Origin of the sequence: Corynebacterium sp. Marseille-Q4381, assembly GCF_036881695.1 — a bacterium.
In the GTDB taxonomy this organism is placed as follows: Bacteria; Actinomycetota; Actinomycetes; order Mycobacteriales; family Mycobacteriaceae; genus Corynebacterium.
In genome coordinates this window covers 24,540-39,542 of sequence record NZ_JBAJNR010000001.1, presented here as the reverse complement: position 1 = coordinate 39,542, position 15,003 = coordinate 24,540, and the positions used below count along the sequence as shown (strand labels likewise).

The 15,003-nt window shown below is 64.7% G+C and carries 13 protein-coding genes and 1 pseudogene; 9 read left to right on the top strand and 5 right to left on the bottom strand.

Annotated features, from left to right (window positions below; genetic code table 11):
- Positions 1 to 74 precede the first annotated feature (74 nt).
- From pflB to V6D40_RS00195, 3 genes and pseudogenes are all read left to right on the top strand, one after another.
- Positions 75 to 2,489 (top strand): annotated as a pseudogene (pflB, locus tag V6D40_RS00205) (formate C-acetyltransferase).
- Complete coding sequence (gene pflA / locus V6D40_RS00200; RefSeq protein WP_334265019.1) at positions 2,489 to 3,364, top strand: pyruvate formate-lyase-activating protein; 876 nt, start codon at positions 2,489 to 2,491, stop codon at positions 3,362 to 3,364. Before pflB ends, pflA begins: the two are co-directional and overlap by 1 nt.
- Positions 3,365 to 3,493: 129 nt before the next feature.
- Entirely contained in the window at positions 3,494 to 4,561 is a 1,068-nt protein-coding gene (locus V6D40_RS00195; protein WP_334265018.1) for a magnesium and cobalt transport protein CorA, read from the top strand.
- A 6-nt stretch (positions 4,562 to 4,567) separates the two neighbouring features.
- Here the strand turns inward: V6D40_RS00195 and V6D40_RS00190 are convergent, their stop codons facing one another.
- Positions 4,568 to 5,005, bottom strand: a complete 438-nt coding sequence (locus V6D40_RS00190; RefSeq protein ID WP_334265017.1) for a PaaI family thioesterase — start codon at positions 5,003 to 5,005, stop codon at positions 4,568 to 4,570.
- A gap of 32 nt (positions 5,006 to 5,037) precedes the next feature.
- Between V6D40_RS00190 and gndA the strand changes: the two genes are divergently transcribed.
- From gndA to V6D40_RS00160, 6 genes are read left to right on the top strand one after another with little or no spacing between them, the layout of a single operon-like run.
- Entirely contained in the window at positions 5,038 to 6,501 is a 1,464-nt protein-coding gene (gndA, locus tag V6D40_RS00185; protein ID WP_334265016.1) for an NADP-dependent phosphogluconate dehydrogenase, read from the top strand.
- Between the two features lie 42 nt (positions 6,502 to 6,543).
- Positions 6,544 to 7,824 carry a DEAD/DEAH box helicase gene (locus tag V6D40_RS00180; protein WP_334265015.1) on the top strand — a complete coding sequence of 427 codons (1,281 nt, stop codon included), beginning with the start codon at positions 6,544 to 6,546 and terminating at the stop codon, positions 7,822 to 7,824.
- A 17-nt stretch (positions 7,825 to 7,841) separates the two neighbouring features.
- Entirely contained in the window at positions 7,842 to 9,248 is a 1,407-nt protein-coding gene (locus tag V6D40_RS00175; RefSeq protein ID WP_334265014.1) for a hemolysin family protein, read from the top strand.
- Complete coding sequence (locus V6D40_RS00170; protein WP_334265013.1) at positions 9,245 to 10,297, top strand: hemolysin family protein; 1,053 nt, start codon at positions 9,245 to 9,247, stop codon at positions 10,295 to 10,297. The genes V6D40_RS00175 and V6D40_RS00170 overlap by 4 nt, the downstream gene beginning before the upstream one ends.
- A complete protein-coding gene (locus tag V6D40_RS00165; protein WP_334265012.1) occupies positions 10,284 to 11,147 on the top strand; it encodes a 3-methyladenine DNA glycosylase in 864 nt (287 codons plus the stop codon). The genes V6D40_RS00170 and V6D40_RS00165 overlap by 14 nt, the downstream gene beginning before the upstream one ends.
- 11 nt (positions 11,148 to 11,158) lie before the next feature.
- Positions 11,159 to 12,523: a hypothetical protein gene (locus V6D40_RS00160; RefSeq protein ID WP_334265011.1), complete on the top strand. Its 1,365-nt coding sequence runs from the start codon at positions 11,159 to 11,161 to the stop codon at positions 12,521 to 12,523.
- On the opposite strand, the gene V6D40_RS00155 is transcribed toward V6D40_RS00160, so the two are convergent.
- From V6D40_RS00155 to odhI, 4 genes are all read right to left on the bottom strand, one after another.
- Positions 12,520 to 13,071: a MerR family transcriptional regulator gene (locus V6D40_RS00155; protein WP_334265010.1), complete on the bottom strand. Its 552-nt coding sequence runs from the start codon at positions 13,069 to 13,071 to the stop codon at positions 12,520 to 12,522. The genes V6D40_RS00160 and V6D40_RS00155 overlap by 4 nt on opposite strands.
- Positions 13,072 to 13,189: 118 nt before the next feature.
- Entirely contained in the window at positions 13,190 to 13,708 is a 519-nt protein-coding gene (locus V6D40_RS00150; protein ID WP_334265009.1) for a bifunctional nuclease domain-containing protein, read from the bottom strand.
- 4 nt (positions 13,709 to 13,712) lie between these two features.
- Positions 13,713 to 14,456 (bottom strand): transcriptional regulator FtsR, encoded by a 744-nt coding sequence (gene ftsR / locus V6D40_RS00145; protein WP_442891866.1) that lies wholly within the window; start codon positions 14,454 to 14,456, stop codon positions 13,713 to 13,715.
- Between the two features lie 82 nt (positions 14,457 to 14,538).
- Positions 14,539 to 14,970, bottom strand: a complete 432-nt coding sequence (gene odhI, locus V6D40_RS00140; protein ID WP_334265008.1) for an oxoglutarate dehydrogenase inhibitor Odhl — start codon at positions 14,968 to 14,970, stop codon at positions 14,539 to 14,541.
- Positions 14,971 to 15,003: the final 33 nt, after the last annotated feature.

Below are 15,003 nucleotides of genomic sequence, written 5' to 3'. Positions count from 1 at the left end.
AACTTTGAGTATGGGAATGGGCAAGCGCAACCGCCGGAACATTTCAGAATCTTCAACTGAAGGACCGTGCAATTGTGACTGTTTCTACAGAGCCGCAAATCCAGAACCAGGCGTGGGAAGGCTTCACCCCTGGTCCGTGGACGGAAGAAATTAACGTCCGCGACTTCATCCAGCGCAACTACACCCCTTACGACGGGGATGCATCGTTCCTCGCGGGAGCAACTGAAAAGACGCTCCGCCTGTGGGACCACCTGGATAAGAACTACCTCGCCGTCGAGCGCGAGCGCCGCGTTTACGACGTGGACACCGAAACTCCCGCAGACATCGACGCGTTCAAACCGGGATTCATCTCCGAAGACGACGATGTCATCGTCGGCCTGCAAACCGACACCCCCACCAAGCGAGCAATGATGCCCAACGGTGGCTGGCGAATGGTTGAGCAGGCCATCAAGGAGGCAGGCAAAGAGGTCAACCCGGACGTGAAGAAGATCTTCACGGAGTACCGCAAGACCCACAACGACGCCGTCTTCGACATTTACACCCCGCGCATCCGCGCGGCCCGCTCCTCCCACATTGTGACGGGCCTGCCCGATGCCTACGGCCGCGGCCGCATCATCGGCGATTACCGCCGCGTCGCGCTTTACGGCGTGGACTACCTCATCGAGGAGAAGCAGAAGGCGAAGGACGCCTCCTTGGAGAAGGGCTTCTCTGAACACTGGGCTCGCTACCGCGAGGAGCACGCCGAGCAGATCAAGGCGCTGAAGAAGCTCAAGAAGATGGCTGCCGATTACGGCTTCGACATCTCCGGACCGGCAACGAACGCCAAGGAAGCGGTCCAGTGGACCTACTTCGGTTACCTCGCTTCTGTGAAGAGCCAGGATGGCGCCGCCATGTCGATCGGCCGCCTCTCCCCCTTCCTGGATGCGTACTTTGAGCGGGATCTCGCCAACGGGACCCTGACCGAGGTCGAGGCACAGGAGATCATCGACGCGCTCGTGATCAAACTGCGCATCGTCCGCTTCCTGCGCACCGAGGACTACGACCAGATCTTCTCGGGCGACCCGTACTGGGCAACCTGGACTGACGCGGGCTTCTCCGAGGACGGGCGCCACCAAGTCACCAAGACCTCGTTCCGCCTCCTGCAGACGCTGCGCAATCTGGGCCCGGCTCCGGAGCCGAACATCACCATCTTCTGGGATCCGTCCCTGCCGGAGGGCTACAAGGAATTCTGCGCCGCGATTTCTATCGAGACGTCGTCGCTGCAGTACGAATCCGACAAGCAGATCCGCGACAAGTGGGGCGACGATGCCGCGATCGCCTGCTGCGTCTCCCCTATGCAGGTGGGCAAGCAGATGCAGTTCTTCGGCGCGCGCGTCAACGCAGCCAAGGCACTGCTGTACGCCATCAACGGCGGCCGCGACGAGGTCAGCGGCAAGCAGATCACCGACGGCGACCACACTCCGATCGAGGGCGACGGCCCGCTTGATTTCGACGAAGTCTGGCAGAAGTACGAAGAGATGCTGGACTGGGTCGTCGGCACCTACGTCGAGGCGCTCAACATCATCCACTACTGCCACGACCGCTACGCATACGAGTCGATCGAGATGGCGCTGCACGACTCGGACATCATCCGAACCATGGGCTGCGGCATCGCGGGTCTGTCCATCGTTGCTGACTCCCTGAGCGCCATCAAGTACGCGAAGGTTTACCCGGTGCGCGATGAAACCGGCTTGGTCGTGGACTACGTCACCGAGGGTGAGTTCCCGTTCTACGGTAACGACGACGACCGCGCTGACGACATCGCCGCAACTGTGGTCCACACCGTGATGCAGAAGATCAAGGCGATCCCGATGTACCGCGAAGCCATCCCGACGCAGTCGGTGTTGACGATCACCTCTAACGTGGTCTACGGCAAGGCAACCGGATCCTTCCCGTCCGGCCACAAGGCCGGTACCCCGTTCGCGCCGGGCGCGAACCCGGAGAACGGAGCCGACAACCACGGCATGGTTGCCTCCATGCTGTCCGTGGGCAAGTTGGACTACAACGACGCCCTCGACGGCATCTCCCTGACCAACACCATCACCCCGGCAGGCCTCGGCCGCGACAAGGACGAGCAGGTGTCCAACTTGGTCGGTGTTCTCGACGCCGGCTTCATCATGGACAACGCCGACACGGCCATCCAGCCCGCCTAACCAGTTTCCCCCACTCACTTTTCCTACCGAAGGAGAGCACAGAAAATGACCACCCCCACCTTTGACCAGCGTCTGGCCAGCATGAAGGCATCCCGCTCCGCGAACAACATGGACTCCGGCCTCTACCACGCCAACATCAACGTGCTTGACGAGTCCACGCTGGAAGACGCGATGGAGCACCCGGAGAACTACCCGAACCTGACTGTCCGCGTGTCTGGCTACGCCGTGAACTTTGTCAAGCTGACGAAGGAGCAGCAGCGCGACGTCATCTCCCGTACCTTCCACAAGGGTGCGTAATGGCTCAAGACGGTACTAGCGGCGTCGTCACGCTCGAGCCCCAACAGGGTGAGCGCGTGCGCGGCGTCGCCGCCGGTTTAGGCGGTCTTTCCACGGACGACTTGGAAATCACCCGCCCCGAGCTGCTCGACGCCCGACGTACCGGCGAGATCGGACTCATCCACTCGTGGGAGCTAGTAACGGCCGTCGACGGCCCCGGCACCCGAATGACCATCTTCCTCTCCGGCTGCCCGTTGCGGTGCAAGTTCTGCCACAACCCGGACACGATGGAGATGAAGGAAGGCACCCTTGAACGCGTCGACGATGTGGTGAAGCGGGTGCTGCGATACAAGGCGGTCTTCAAGGCGTCGGGCGGCGGTCTCACGATCTCCGGCGGTGAACCGCTTTTCCAGATTGCGTTTACGCGACGGCTTCTCAAAGCGGTGCACGACGCGGGAGTGCACACAACGGTTGACACTTCCGGCTACCTCGGCGCTCGGCTGACCGACGAGGATCTCGACAACATCGACCTGTTCCTCCTCGACGTCAAATCCGGCGATCCGGACACGTACAAGAACGTCACCGCCCGCGATCTCCAGCCAACGATTGATTTCGGCGACCGGCTGCACGAGAAGGGCAAGAAGGTGTGGGTTCGTTTTGTGCTTGTCCCGGGTCTTACCGACGGCGAGGAAAACGTGGCCCGCGTGGCGGACATCGTTTCGCGCTGGAAGGGCACGGTGGAACGCGTGGAGGTTCTGCCGTTCCACAATATGGGCGCCGACAAGTGGGACAAGATCGGGCTCGACTACGAGCTTAAGGATGTTACTCCCCCGTCTTTGGAGTCGGTCGAGCACGTCCGCTCGGTCTTCCGCTCGCGCGGGCTGACTGTTTTCTAACCCGCGCCAAAGGCGTAGTATTACCTTAATCGTCCTGCGCACCGCGGAGTGCGCGTTCTCCCTCCGCACAGGGGCTACAGGCCGCGCGGCCTGTAGCCCCTCGCACGAGTGAAAGGGGGCTCGAAGCCCATGCCGCCACGCATCCCGCTCACCCGTCCGAAAGCGAAGAAACCCGCGCCCCCCGCCTACGTCCCGGTTCCGATTGAGCGGTCCGTCGACTTCTGCCGCGTCTTCGTCGACGGCAAACGGCTGCCCAACAACTACCGCGTTCCCCAGGCGCTCGAGATGGCGGAGCAGCACGACAACGCGTTCGTTTGGCTGTCGCTAAAAGCGCCGAGCGTGGACCAGATGGAGCGCGTTGCGGCGGTCTTCGACCTCGACGACTTGATCGTCGACGACATCGTGGACGCGCACCAACGCCCCAAGATCGACCGCTACGACGAGCAGTTGTTCATGGTCGTGCGCTCCGTCCACTACCGCGACGACGAGGAAGTGGCTGACGCCCGCGAGATCATTTCCACGGGCGAAGTCCAGGTAGTCACCGGGCCAAACTTCGCGATCACCATCCGCCACAACGCCCCGTTGCCCGATCTCACAGCCAAGCTCGAGGAAGAAGAAGACCTGGTGGTCCTAGGCCCGAGTGCGGTGGCGTGGATCGTGGCCGACTACCTGGTGGACAACTACTTGCGTGTCGGCGAGGCGCTCAGCCGCGACGTGGACGAGCTGGAGAACGAAGTTTTCACTCCCAACCAGATGATCAACGTGGACAAGATCTACAACTACAAGCGTGAGATCTTGGAGATGCGCCACGCCATCGATCCGCTTGCCCCGGCGCTGCGCAACGGCCTGACCAACAACAAGGACATGGTGCGAAAGGCCCTGCGTTCCTACTTCCGCGACGTCCAGGACAACGCCACGATCGTCTCGGACCAGCTGCTCGGCTTCGACGAGCGCTTGAGCTCGCTTATCGACGCTTCCGTGGCGAAAGTCACCATGCAGCAGAACGCCGACATGCGCACGATCTCAGCCGTGGTGGGTATGGCAGCCGCGCCGACGATGATCGCCGGCGTATACGGTATGAACTTCACGAACATGCCGGAGCTGAACTGGAAGTACGGCTACCCCGTCGTTTTGATCGTTATGTTCGCGGTGATGGCTCTGATGTTCTGGTGGTTCCGCCGCAACAAGTGGCTGTAGGCGAACCTACGGAATCAACAGTTTGAGGTTGGTGACGGCAGCTAGCGCGCCGTCGTTGCGCATCTCGATCCGCCACAAGTGCGTGCGCCGGCCTATGTGCACGGGGCGGGCTTCTGCCTCGATGGTGCCGCCGGTGACGCTACGCAAGAGATCCGTGTTGTTGCTCATCCCAATGGCGGGGGCGCCCGCAGTGAGGATGGCGGCGGCGGAGCCGAGCGTCTCCCCGATCGCCGCGAAGACGCCGCCGTTGACGATTCCCGCCACCTGCAAATGCTGCTCCCCCACGCCGACCCGCCCGGCAAGCAGGGCCCCAGACGCATGCGTGATCTCGAGCCCAACGAGCTGCGCAAACCCCACGTTCGCCGCGTTGAGCGCAGCGAGCTGTTGAGCAGTGAGTTCGCGGTCGCCGATCGGCTCGGTCAACACCTCCGGGAGTTGCGTCATGGCCGCAACTATAGCGACGTAGACTGGCGTTCATGACCAACTCAAGCGCTCCCCTCGCACAAATCGGTGTTGTCGGCATGGCCGTCATGGGCTCGAATTTGGCCCGCAACTTCGCCTCCAGAGGCCACACCGTGGCCATCTACAACCGCTCGCCGGAGAAGACGCGCGCGGTCATCGAGGCGCACGGCCACGACGGCAACTTCATCCCGGCCGAAACCATCGAGGAGTTTGTCGCGTCCCTTGAGCGCCCCCGCAAAGCGATCATCATGGTTCAAGCCGGCCCCGCGACCGATGCGGTGATCGACCAACTCGCCTCCGCCATGGATGACGGCGACATCATCATCGACGGCGGCAACTCGCTGTTCACCGACACTATCCGCCGCGAACGCGAGGTCGCTGAGCGCGGCCGCCACTTCGTCGGCGCAGGTATTTCCGGCGGTGAGGAGGGCGCGTTGCTCGGCCCGTCGATTATGCCGGGCGGTCCCGCCGAGAGCTGGGAGACCTTGGGTCCCCTGCTGGAATCCATCGCGGCGAAGGTCGACGGCGTGCCGTGCGTGACCCACATCGGGCCCGACGGCGCGGGCCACTTTGTCAAGATGGTGCACAACGGTATCGAATACGCCGACATGCAGGTCATCGGCGAGGCGTACCACCTTTTGCGCCACGCGGCGGGCATCGAGCCCGAGGAGATGGCCGACATCTTCACCGAGTGGAACAAGGGCGACCTCGACTCGTACCTGATCGAGATCTCGGCTGAGGTGCTGCGCCAGAAGGACGCTCGCACGGGGCAGCCGTTTATCGACGTCATCGTGGATGCCGCCGGCCAGAAAGGCACCGGCCGCTGGACCGTCAAGGAGGCCCTCGATTTGGGCGTGCCTACGACGGGCATCGGCGAGGCGGTGTTTGCCCGCGCGCTGTCATCCGCCTTAGCGCAGCGCGAAGCGGCGCAGGAGGTGGGTCTGCCTGCTGGAGAGCTGTCGACGCTCGAGGACCTGGGTATGGAGCGCGAGGAGTTCATCGCGGACGTCCGCCGGGCGCTCTACGCCTCCAAGCTCGTGGCATACGCGCAGGGCTTCGACGAGATCAACGCGGGCTCGCAGGAGCACAACTGGGACATCAAGCCGGGCGACCTTGCCCGGATCTGGCGAGGCGGCTGCATCATCCGCGCGAAGTTCCTCGACCGCATCACCGAGGCTTACGAGAACGACCCGGATCTGCCGTCGCTCCTGCTTGACCCGTACTTCAAGGGTGAGCTGGAGAAGGGCCTGGTGGATTCCTGGCGCCGCGTGGTCGTGGCAGCCACTCGGCTGGGCCTTCCGGTACCCGTGTTCGCCTCTTCGCTGTCTTACTACGATTCGCTGCGCGCCAAGCGTCTGCCGGCCGCGCTTATCCAGGGCCAGCGCGACTTCTTCGGCGCGCACACCTACCGCCGCGTGGACATGGAAGGCACGTTCCACACCACGTGGTCCGGCGAGCGCGAGGAGCTGTCGTACTAGAGCTACTAGGAAACAGGGCGGAGAGCGTTTAACATCGTCGTAATGACTTCGTTCGCCGACCTGGGGCTGCCCAGAGACATAGTTTCCGTACTGACTAAGCAGGGCATCACTGAACCTTTCCCTATCCAGGCGGCGGCGATCCCGGACGCTTTGGCGGGCAAGGACGTCCTCGGCCGCGGGCCCACAGGCTCAGGCAAGACGTTCACGTTCGGTCTCCCGATCATCGCTCGCTTGGCGGGGGCACCGTCCAAGCCGGGTCACCCACGCAGCCTCATTCTCTCCCCGACGCGCGAGCTCGCCGCCCAGATCAGCGACCGCCTCGCCGACCCAGCCGCCGCCGTGGGCCTGCGCGTCATCGAGGTAGTCGGCGGCGTGAACATCAACCACCACATCCGCGCTCTCGCCTCCCCTGTGGACGTCCTGGTTGCCACCCCGGGGCGCGCCGAGGACCTGATCAACCAGAAGAAGCTCTTTCTCGACAAGGTCGAGATCACCGCCCTCGATGAGGCCGACCAGATGGCAGACATGGGCTTTCTGCCCCAGGTGCGCAAGCTGCTCGACCGCACCCCGCGAGACGGCCAGCGCCTCCTGTTCTCAGCGACGCTTGACGGCGACGTGCAGAAACTCGTGGACAGCTACATGCACCAGCCGGTGACGCACTCCACCGCACCGGTAGAAGCTGCCGTGGACACAATGGAGCACTACCGCCTGTTGGTCACCGACCGCAAGGAACGCGGCGCGGTGGTGGAACGCATCGCCGCCCGCGACGGCAAGACGATCATGTTCATGCGCACCAAGCACGGTGTCGACCGCCAAGTGAAGAAACTCCGCCGCGTCGGCATCAACGCCCAGGGACTGCACGGCGACAAGGGACAGGGAGCGCGCACGCGCGCCATTGACGGCTTCACTGACGGATCCACGCCCGTCCTGGTGGCGACCGACATCGCCGCCCGCGGTATCGACATTGACGATGTCTCCCTCGTCGTCCACATCGACCCCCCGGCAGAGCACAAGGCCTACCTGCACCGCGCGGGACGCACGGCCCGCGCCGGCACGTCAGGTACCGTGGTCACCCTCGTAACCGATGAGCAGCAGAAAGACGTGGCGGCTCTGCTGCGCAAAGCTGGGGTCGACGCGCGGGAAGTGCGGGTCTCACCGGAGTCGGAGGAGTTGACTAAAATTACCGGCGCGCGTGTTCCGGCGGGCGCACCGTTGCCGCCCCCGGGCCAATCCCAGTCGCAAGCACCAGCGAAACCGCGCCGCGGCGGTCAACATGGCGGTCAGCGAAGTGGCCAACAGAGAAACAGGAGACGCTCACGCTAACGCGGTAGCCCACGCACATGGACATTTTCATATCCATTCTTTCCCTGCTCGGATTCATTCTGCTGACAGCCTCGACCGGCTTGTTCGTCGCCATTGAGTTCGCCATGACCGGCCTGGAGCGCTCGACGATCGAGGCCCACGTCCGAGAGAAGGGCGACGCGACGGCCAAGGCCGTGGCCCGCGACCACGCCAACCTCTCGTTTGTTCTTTCCGGGGCCCAGCTAGGCATCACGGTGACGACACTGGCTGCAGGTTTTCTGGCGGAGCCGGTGCTGGGACAGTACTTCACTCCCCTGCTCGAGCTGATCGGACTCGGCGAGAGCGCGTCGCAAACAGTGGCGATGATCCTCGCCCTAGTTATCGCGACGCTGCTGTCTATGGTCTTCGGCGAGCTGGTGCCGAAGAACATCGCGATTACCGAGCCGTTGCCCACGGCTCGGTTCGTCGTCCCGCCGGTGAACGCCTTCAATCAGGTGTTCAAGTGGTTCATCAACGCTTTGAACGCGTCTGCCAACTGGGTGGTCCGGAAGATGGGCATCGAGCCCGCGGACGAGCTCGCTTCCGCGAGGTCAGGCCAGGAGCTCGGCGCGATGGTGCGCAATTCAGCCGAAGCGGGCGGTCTGGACGCCGAAACAGCGGCGGTGATCGACCGCTCCCTGCGCTTCGGTGAGACCACCGCAGAGGAGGTCATGACGCCGCGCTCCACCATCGACTCGCTCGACGCCGACGACACCGTCGCCGACTTGATCGTGCTCGCCCGCGACACCGGCCACTCGCGCTTCCCGGTGCGGCGCGGCGATCTAGACGACACGATCGGCGTGGTGCACATCAAGGACGCGTTCAACGTGCCGAGAGAAGAGCGCTCCACGACCAAGCTGTCCGCGATGGCGCGGCCGGTGCCGTTCGTGCCGGGCACGCTGGACGGCGACTCCGTGCTCAACCGGGTGCGCTCTGCCGGTTCGCAGGTAGTGCTCGTCGCCGACGAGTACGGCGGCACGCAGGGGCTCGTCACCATCGAGGACGTCGTGGAAGAGATTCTGGGCGAGGTTTACGACGAGTACGACGACCGCGAGTCGGAGCGCGACTTCCAAAAGTTCGGCACCTCCTGGGAGGTGGCGGGGCTGGTGCGCCTCGACGACTTGGCCGCGAAGACCGGCTACACCGCCCCGGACGGGCCGTACGAAACCCTTGGCGGCCTCGTTATGGCCAGCCTCGGGCGCGTGCCGCGCGTCGGCGACCGAGCGGTGCTGCCCGGCACCCAGCCGCAAAGCTTTCAAGAGGGGCTCACCTCGGGCGGCGACGGTTTCTGGCTCGCTCGCGTCACTGTGATGGATGAACGCCGCGTCGACAAGGCAATCCTGTCCCCGATTACCCCCGAGCAAGCAGCACAACTCCAGGCTGACGCGGAAGGGAGCTTGCGATGAACGTTGTTGTGGCAATCCTTTTAATCGTCGTCCTGCTCGCGGTCAACGCGTTCTTTGTCGCAACAGAGTTCGCGCTGGTGTCTTCCCGCCGCGACCGCCTCGAGTCCCTCCTCGCCCAAGGCAAGGAGGAGGCCCGCGCGGTGATCTACGCCATCGAACACCTCTCGATATACCTCGCCGGAGCGCAGTTCGGCATCACCGTCGCGTCGTTGGTGCTGGGTAAGGTGGCTGAGCCCGCGATCGCGCACTACATCGAGGTGCCCTTCGCATCGCTGAACTTGCCCCCGGAGCTTTTGCACCCGGTCTCGTTCGTGATCGCCCTGATCATCATCTCGTTCCTGCACATCATGTTCGGTGAGATGGTGCCGAAGAACATCGCGATCGCCGGCCCCGAGGCCACCGCCATGGTGCTGACGCCTGCGTTTGCCGTGTGGATGAAGCTCACCCGCCCGATCATCGAGTTTTTAAACTGGATCGCTCGCAAGACGCTGAAGGCGTTCGGCATCGAGCAGCGCGACGAGCTGGAATCCACTGTGGATCAGGAGCAGCTGGCCACGATGATCCGGGAGTCGAACGAGGAAGGCCTTCTCGACGCCGAGGAAACAGCCCGGCTGGCGAAGGCGCTGCGCACCGAATCGCGCAACGTCAAGGAGGTCATGATCCCCCTCGACGAGCTGAAGACGCTCCCGTACCATTCCCGCGGCATCCCGCTGTCTTTGGTGGAGGACACCGTCCGGGACACCGGCTTCTCCCGCTTCCCGGTTGAGCGCGCGCCGGGCGTGCTGGTCGGCTACATCCACGTCAAGGACATCCTCGACCTCATGGATTCTCCGGAGCAGAACCCGGTGGTGCCGGTCAACCGCATCCGCCCGCTGAGCATTGTCGACGGGGCGCAGACGCTTGACGACGCACTGACGAGCATGCACCGCCGCTCCGCCCACATGGCCCAGGTCCGCGACAACGGCGACCTCGTCGGCGTCGCCGCGCTCGAGGACATCATCGAGGAGTACGTGGGCACGGTGAGCGACTGGACGCATGAGGACGACTAGCCTCCCGCCCGAAGCGTGGCGCAAAGCCATTGCAGAGCACGAGACGCGCGCTGGGCGGTACACGCGTCCGCACCTTGCGCGCCGCACGCGCGGCGAGCGCCACCCAGTGTGGGACTTCCTCTTCGACTACTACCCTTTCCGCGCCAGCCAGCTTTCGCGGTGGCACCCGGGTTGGGGCATAGTGCTTGCCGACGCCCACGCCTCCCCCCACGCAACCCTTCCCTTTTACACCACGCACCCCGATGGCAGCGTCGGCTTCGACCGCGACGCGTTTCTGGCGAAGCGGCGCAACGACTGTGAACGAATACGCGCGCTGCTGCGCGGGGTGGAGCACCGTCCGAGCCACTTCGATTGCTTCGGCATGCACGAATGGGCAATGGTCTACCGGGACGCGCCGCGCCACGACCTCCCCCTTCGCCTTGGCAGCGCCGCAACCGACGCCGTGGTGGAATCGCACCAGCTAAAGTGCACGCACTTCGATGCGTACCGCTTCTTCACACCCGCAGCGAAACCGCTCAACCTCACAGTCCTTGAGCGCGACGACCAGGCCGACAGCGACCAGGCGGGGTGCGTCCACGTCGCGATGGACCTGTACAAGTGGGCCGCGAAGATGGGTCCCGCGGCGCCGGGTGAGCTCCTCCTCGATGCGTTCGAGCTGGCGGTCGACGCCCGCCGCTTAGACATGGAGGCCTCGCCCTATGACTGCACTGGGCTCGGTCTCGGTGTCGTCGCGGTGGAAACGCCCGCCGGCAAGGCCGAGTACGTCGCCCGCCAGCGCGAGCTGTCAGCGCGGGCCGCGCCGATCCGCGCCCGTCTCATCGCCCTGTTGGACGGTCTGCTCGCCAGCTAAGCTATGCAGCTATGGGTCGGCATTCCAGCGGTAAGAACAACTACGCACTTTCCGGCGGGGCCGTGTTCGCCCTCGTCGCGGCACTCCTACTCGTTGGCGGCGCCGTCTGGTTCGCCGCGAACCGCGGCGACGACGAGGCCCCGGTTGCCGCCACGGACGAGCCCTGTGTGCTGGGGGATCTCGCCCTGCCTGTGGCGACGGCGAACCCGGCGGTGGCCGCGGAGCTGATCGGAGCGTACGCAGCATCGAAGCCGACGGTACGGGAGTACTGCATTCAGCCGGTCGTCACCGACTCGCTTGAAGACGCGGCGGTGTACCTCGCTCCCGCCACCGCCATCACCCACCAAGAACTGGCCGAAGCGCAGCGCACCGCTGCGGTCGCGAACCCGGCCACGGTGTACGCCGACCCAGTGGGGGTGAGCGGCGCGGTGAAGGCGGAGCGCCCCGACGTGCAAAGCGTCAGCTTCCCCACCGGCACCGCGGCTGAGTCGGCGGCGTCAGCAGTGGTGGCCTTCGTTCTCGCGGGCGGGCCGAACGAGGCCGTCGAGGCCCTGACAAACCAGAGGGGCGCTGGGGAGTGGGTGGCGGCGTCGGGAAGCAATGCTCCCGAAGGTCGCGAGTTCACGCCGCTGGAAGCTTCGGTGGAGTACGCGGCGATTCCCCTCAACGCTGCAGGGACCGTCGACGAGAATCAGGCGCGCGCAGCGCAGGACTTCGCCAGGTTCGCTGCCGAGCGCTTCGAGCCCGGCCAACCCGCGCAGCCGCTGGTGCCGGAGCTGGTATGGGCGGCAGCGCTGCCGTCCGGTGGCGCAACGATCACCGACGGCGATGTCTACGACACGCTGTTCGTGCTCGACACCTCCGACGCGATGGCACCGTTCATGGCAGCCGCGGAGGAAGCCGTGGGAACCGCCGCGCGCGGGGTAGCCGCCGACGGGCACGCGGTGGGGCTGTGGAACTACTCCTCCCCGTTGAGCCCAGGGGTGGAGAAGGGCTACCGCCGCAATGTGGCGCTGGCCGCCGACGGCGAGGAGGTGGCGCGCGTCGTGACCCGTTTCACTACCGGCGGCCAGCCGCAGACCCGCGAAGCGCTGCGGGCGGCTGTAGCGGCGCTTGCTGACGCAGACGGCACCACAAGGATCGTGCTTATCACCACCGGTACCGCGGACGCAGCAGAGTCGGGCGACGACGCGTTCGTCGAGGAGATCCGCGCCGCCGCGGGCGACGCGGTCGAGTTCTCGGTGGTGCACGTCGGCGATTTGGCGAAAGACCAGGCGCTGCAGTCGCTCGCCGACATCCACCTCGACGTCGAGGCCGCCCAGGCAGCAGAAAACCTCCCGCGCGCGGTGCGGGAGGCGGCAGGTTTGAGAGATTAGGAGGACTTGAGGCGGCGGCGGGCGGCGAGCTCGTCGATGCCAACCACGTTCTCCGGCTCGGCGTCGGCGTAGACGCGCTCCGACGGGAAGGAAGAGATCGTGCCGGTGAGCTCGCGCATGATCTGCGGGACGGCGATGCCGAACACACCCTGACCGCCGTTGAGCAGGTCGATGATCTCCTCGTTGCTGCGGCACTCGTAGACGGTGGTGCCGTCGGAAACCAGGGTGATCTCGGCGATGTCGTTCACGCCGCGGTCGCGCAGCTTATCCACCGCGAGACGGATGTTTTGCAGGGAGATGCCGGTATCGAGCAGGCCCTTGACAATCTTCAGGACAAGGATGTCCTTGAAGGAATACAGACGCTGCGAACCGGAACCCTTCGCGCCGCGGATGGACGGACGGACGAGGTTGGTGCGGGCCCAGTAGTCGAGCTGGCGGTAGGTGATGCCGGCAACCTGGCAGGCGATCGGGACCCGGTACCCCACCTCGTCAGACGGGCCGATATCAAACAGCGATTCCTGCACCGGTGTTTCCGCGTCGTTCGTCATCACGTAATTACTCCCATGGTGTTTACCATTTGGCCTATTGCTTATTTAAAATCAGCCTAGACCTAAGGTCAAGCGTCACATGCGCAACACGCCGGAAGTCTCAACCTCAACTTGAAGGTTAGTCGCCGCTGCCTGGGTCGTCCCCTAGGCCCAGTTCGCGCATGAACTCCTCCAGCTCAGCGGGGTCGAGCGTGGCTTCGTCCTCAGCCTCGAGGTCGCCACTGCCAAGATCCAAGCCGAAGTAATCCTTCGCGTCGCGAGCGCTTAAGCGCAACGAGGAGTGGTGCAATACGTCCGCGTCCGCCTCGATGGGCACGTCGGCTTGCACGGCGACGAGGAGAGCGTCGGCGATGCGGAGGGAATGTTTGGTGCCGTCGACAAGCGAAAGCTCCGTGTGGAAGGTTCCCTGGTAGTAGTGCGTGATCTCCACACCGCCAACCTGCGCGACGCGGGCCAGCACCTCGTAGATGTCCGGATCGTCCGGTTCCCAGTCGCTCAACCGAGCGGCGAGCATCGCGCCCTGCAGCGCCGGCAGCCACACGGGGATGAAGCGGTTACCCTCTTCCCATTCGAGCAGTGCGCAGGGGAAGTTCTCGGGGCCGACGGAGAACACCCCGACCAGCTTGAGCTGCTCCATGGCGCTAGCGGGAAGTGGAGCGGCGCAACTCGCTTTTGACCAGCGCCGCGTTGAGTGACACCACGAGCGCAGACATTTGGCGGCCGATCTCCTCCGCCTCCTGCTGCGCGGAATGCTTGCCGGACTTGGCCACCGGCTCCGTCACCTGGAAAATGAGGTCTGCCTGGCGGGAGGCTGCGGTGCGCAACGCCTTCAAGTGGCGCGCGTCGATGCCGTACCCGCGAAGCGCAGCAGCGGTGGTGACTACGCGGACGTCGTCGGCGGTAAACAGCCCCGCGGCGTCCGGGGCGATCAGGGTGGACTGAATCAGCTGGTCGACGAAGTCAGCGTCCACGTCGGCCTGCTCGGCGAGCTCGACGTCGGTGAGGCGGACCGGGGCGGCCGGGCGGAACGACTCCGGAGAGACGACGGGTTCCGCTTCCGCAGGGGTGACGGCAGTCAACTTTCCGGCGTCCATCGCCTCGAGCTGCTCGCGGATCACCTTCAGCGGCAGGTAGTTGTCGCGCTGCGTGACCAGGATGTAGCGCAGGCGCTCAACGTCCTCGTCGGTGAAGCGGCGGTAACCGGAGGCGGTGCGCTGCGGGGTGATCAACCCCTCAGACTCGAGGAAGCGGATCTTCGACACGGTGACGTCGGGGAACTCGCCGCGCAGCTGCTCCAAGACCACACCAATCGACATGGTCTTCGCCGCCTTTGCCGGCTTCGCGGCCGCGCGCGTGGGCGCGGAAGTCTTAGGAATTGCGCTCAAGACTGCTCAATCTTTCCTCGAGGTTGAAGGTTGGGGAGAAAGGGCGCGCCCCGGCTCCTGGGGCGCTGGGGGGCGACGAAGGTTAGTTCTCGCCCGTAATGAACACGAGGCGGAACTTGCCGATTTGGATCTCGTCGCCGTTGGAGAGCACCTCGGAGTTGCGCGGCTCGCGGTTGACGTAGGTGCCGTTGAGCGAGCCCACGTCGACCACCTCGAAAGAGTCCTCCTTGCGGCGGAACTCGGCGTGGCGGCGGGACACCGTGACATCGTCGAGGAAGATGTCGGCCTCCGGGTGGCGGCCGGCGGTGGTGCAATCCTGATCGAGCAAGAATCGGGCACCCGCGTTCGGACCGCGCTTCACAACAAGCAGTGCCGCCCCCTCGGGCAGGTTCTCCGAGCTGGTGGACGAATCCGCGGAGCCCGTGGCCCCCGTCTCCATCTCCTTCAGCAGGTCAGCGCGGAAAACCGAGGTGGTTTCCACCTGATTCTGCGGGGTTCCCGTGGTCTCGCTCATTGGATCCTCCAAGCAACTCATGGGTCGTGCAAT

Excerpts from the sequence above, each read along its gene's own strand:
- pflA (WP_334265019.1), top strand. The coding sequence starts at position 2,489 with ATGGCTCAAGACGGTACTAGCGGCGTCGTCACGCTCGAGCCCCAACAG.
- V6D40_RS00195 (WP_334265018.1), top strand. The coding sequence starts at position 3,494 with ATGCCGCCACGCATCCCGCTCACCCGTCCGAAAGCGAAGAAACCCGCG.
- V6D40_RS00190 (WP_334265017.1), bottom strand. The coding sequence starts at position 5,005 with ATGACGCAACTCCCGGAGGTGTTGACCGAGCCGATCGGCGACCGCGAA.
- gndA (WP_334265016.1), top strand. The coding sequence starts at position 5,038 with ATGACCAACTCAAGCGCTCCCCTCGCACAAATCGGTGTTGTCGGCATG.
- V6D40_RS00180 (WP_334265015.1), top strand. The coding sequence starts at position 6,544 with ATGACTTCGTTCGCCGACCTGGGGCTGCCCAGAGACATAGTTTCCGTA.
- V6D40_RS00175 (WP_334265014.1), top strand. The coding sequence starts at position 7,842 with ATGGACATTTTCATATCCATTCTTTCCCTGCTCGGATTCATTCTGCTG.
- V6D40_RS00170 (WP_334265013.1), top strand. The coding sequence starts at position 9,245 with ATGAACGTTGTTGTGGCAATCCTTTTAATCGTCGTCCTGCTCGCGGTC.
- V6D40_RS00165 (WP_334265012.1), top strand. The coding sequence starts at position 10,284 with ATGAGGACGACTAGCCTCCCGCCCGAAGCGTGGCGCAAAGCCATTGCA.
- V6D40_RS00160 (WP_334265011.1), top strand. The coding sequence starts at position 11,159 with ATGGGTCGGCATTCCAGCGGTAAGAACAACTACGCACTTTCCGGCGGG.
- V6D40_RS00155 (WP_334265010.1), bottom strand. The coding sequence starts at position 13,071 with ATGACGAACGACGCGGAAACACCGGTGCAGGAATCGCTGTTTGATATC.
- V6D40_RS00150 (WP_334265009.1), bottom strand. The coding sequence starts at position 13,708 with ATGGAGCAGCTCAAGCTGGTCGGGGTGTTCTCCGTCGGCCCCGAGAAC.
- odhI (WP_334265008.1), bottom strand. The coding sequence starts at position 14,970 with ATGAGCGAGACCACGGGAACCCCGCAGAATCAGGTGGAAACCACCTCG.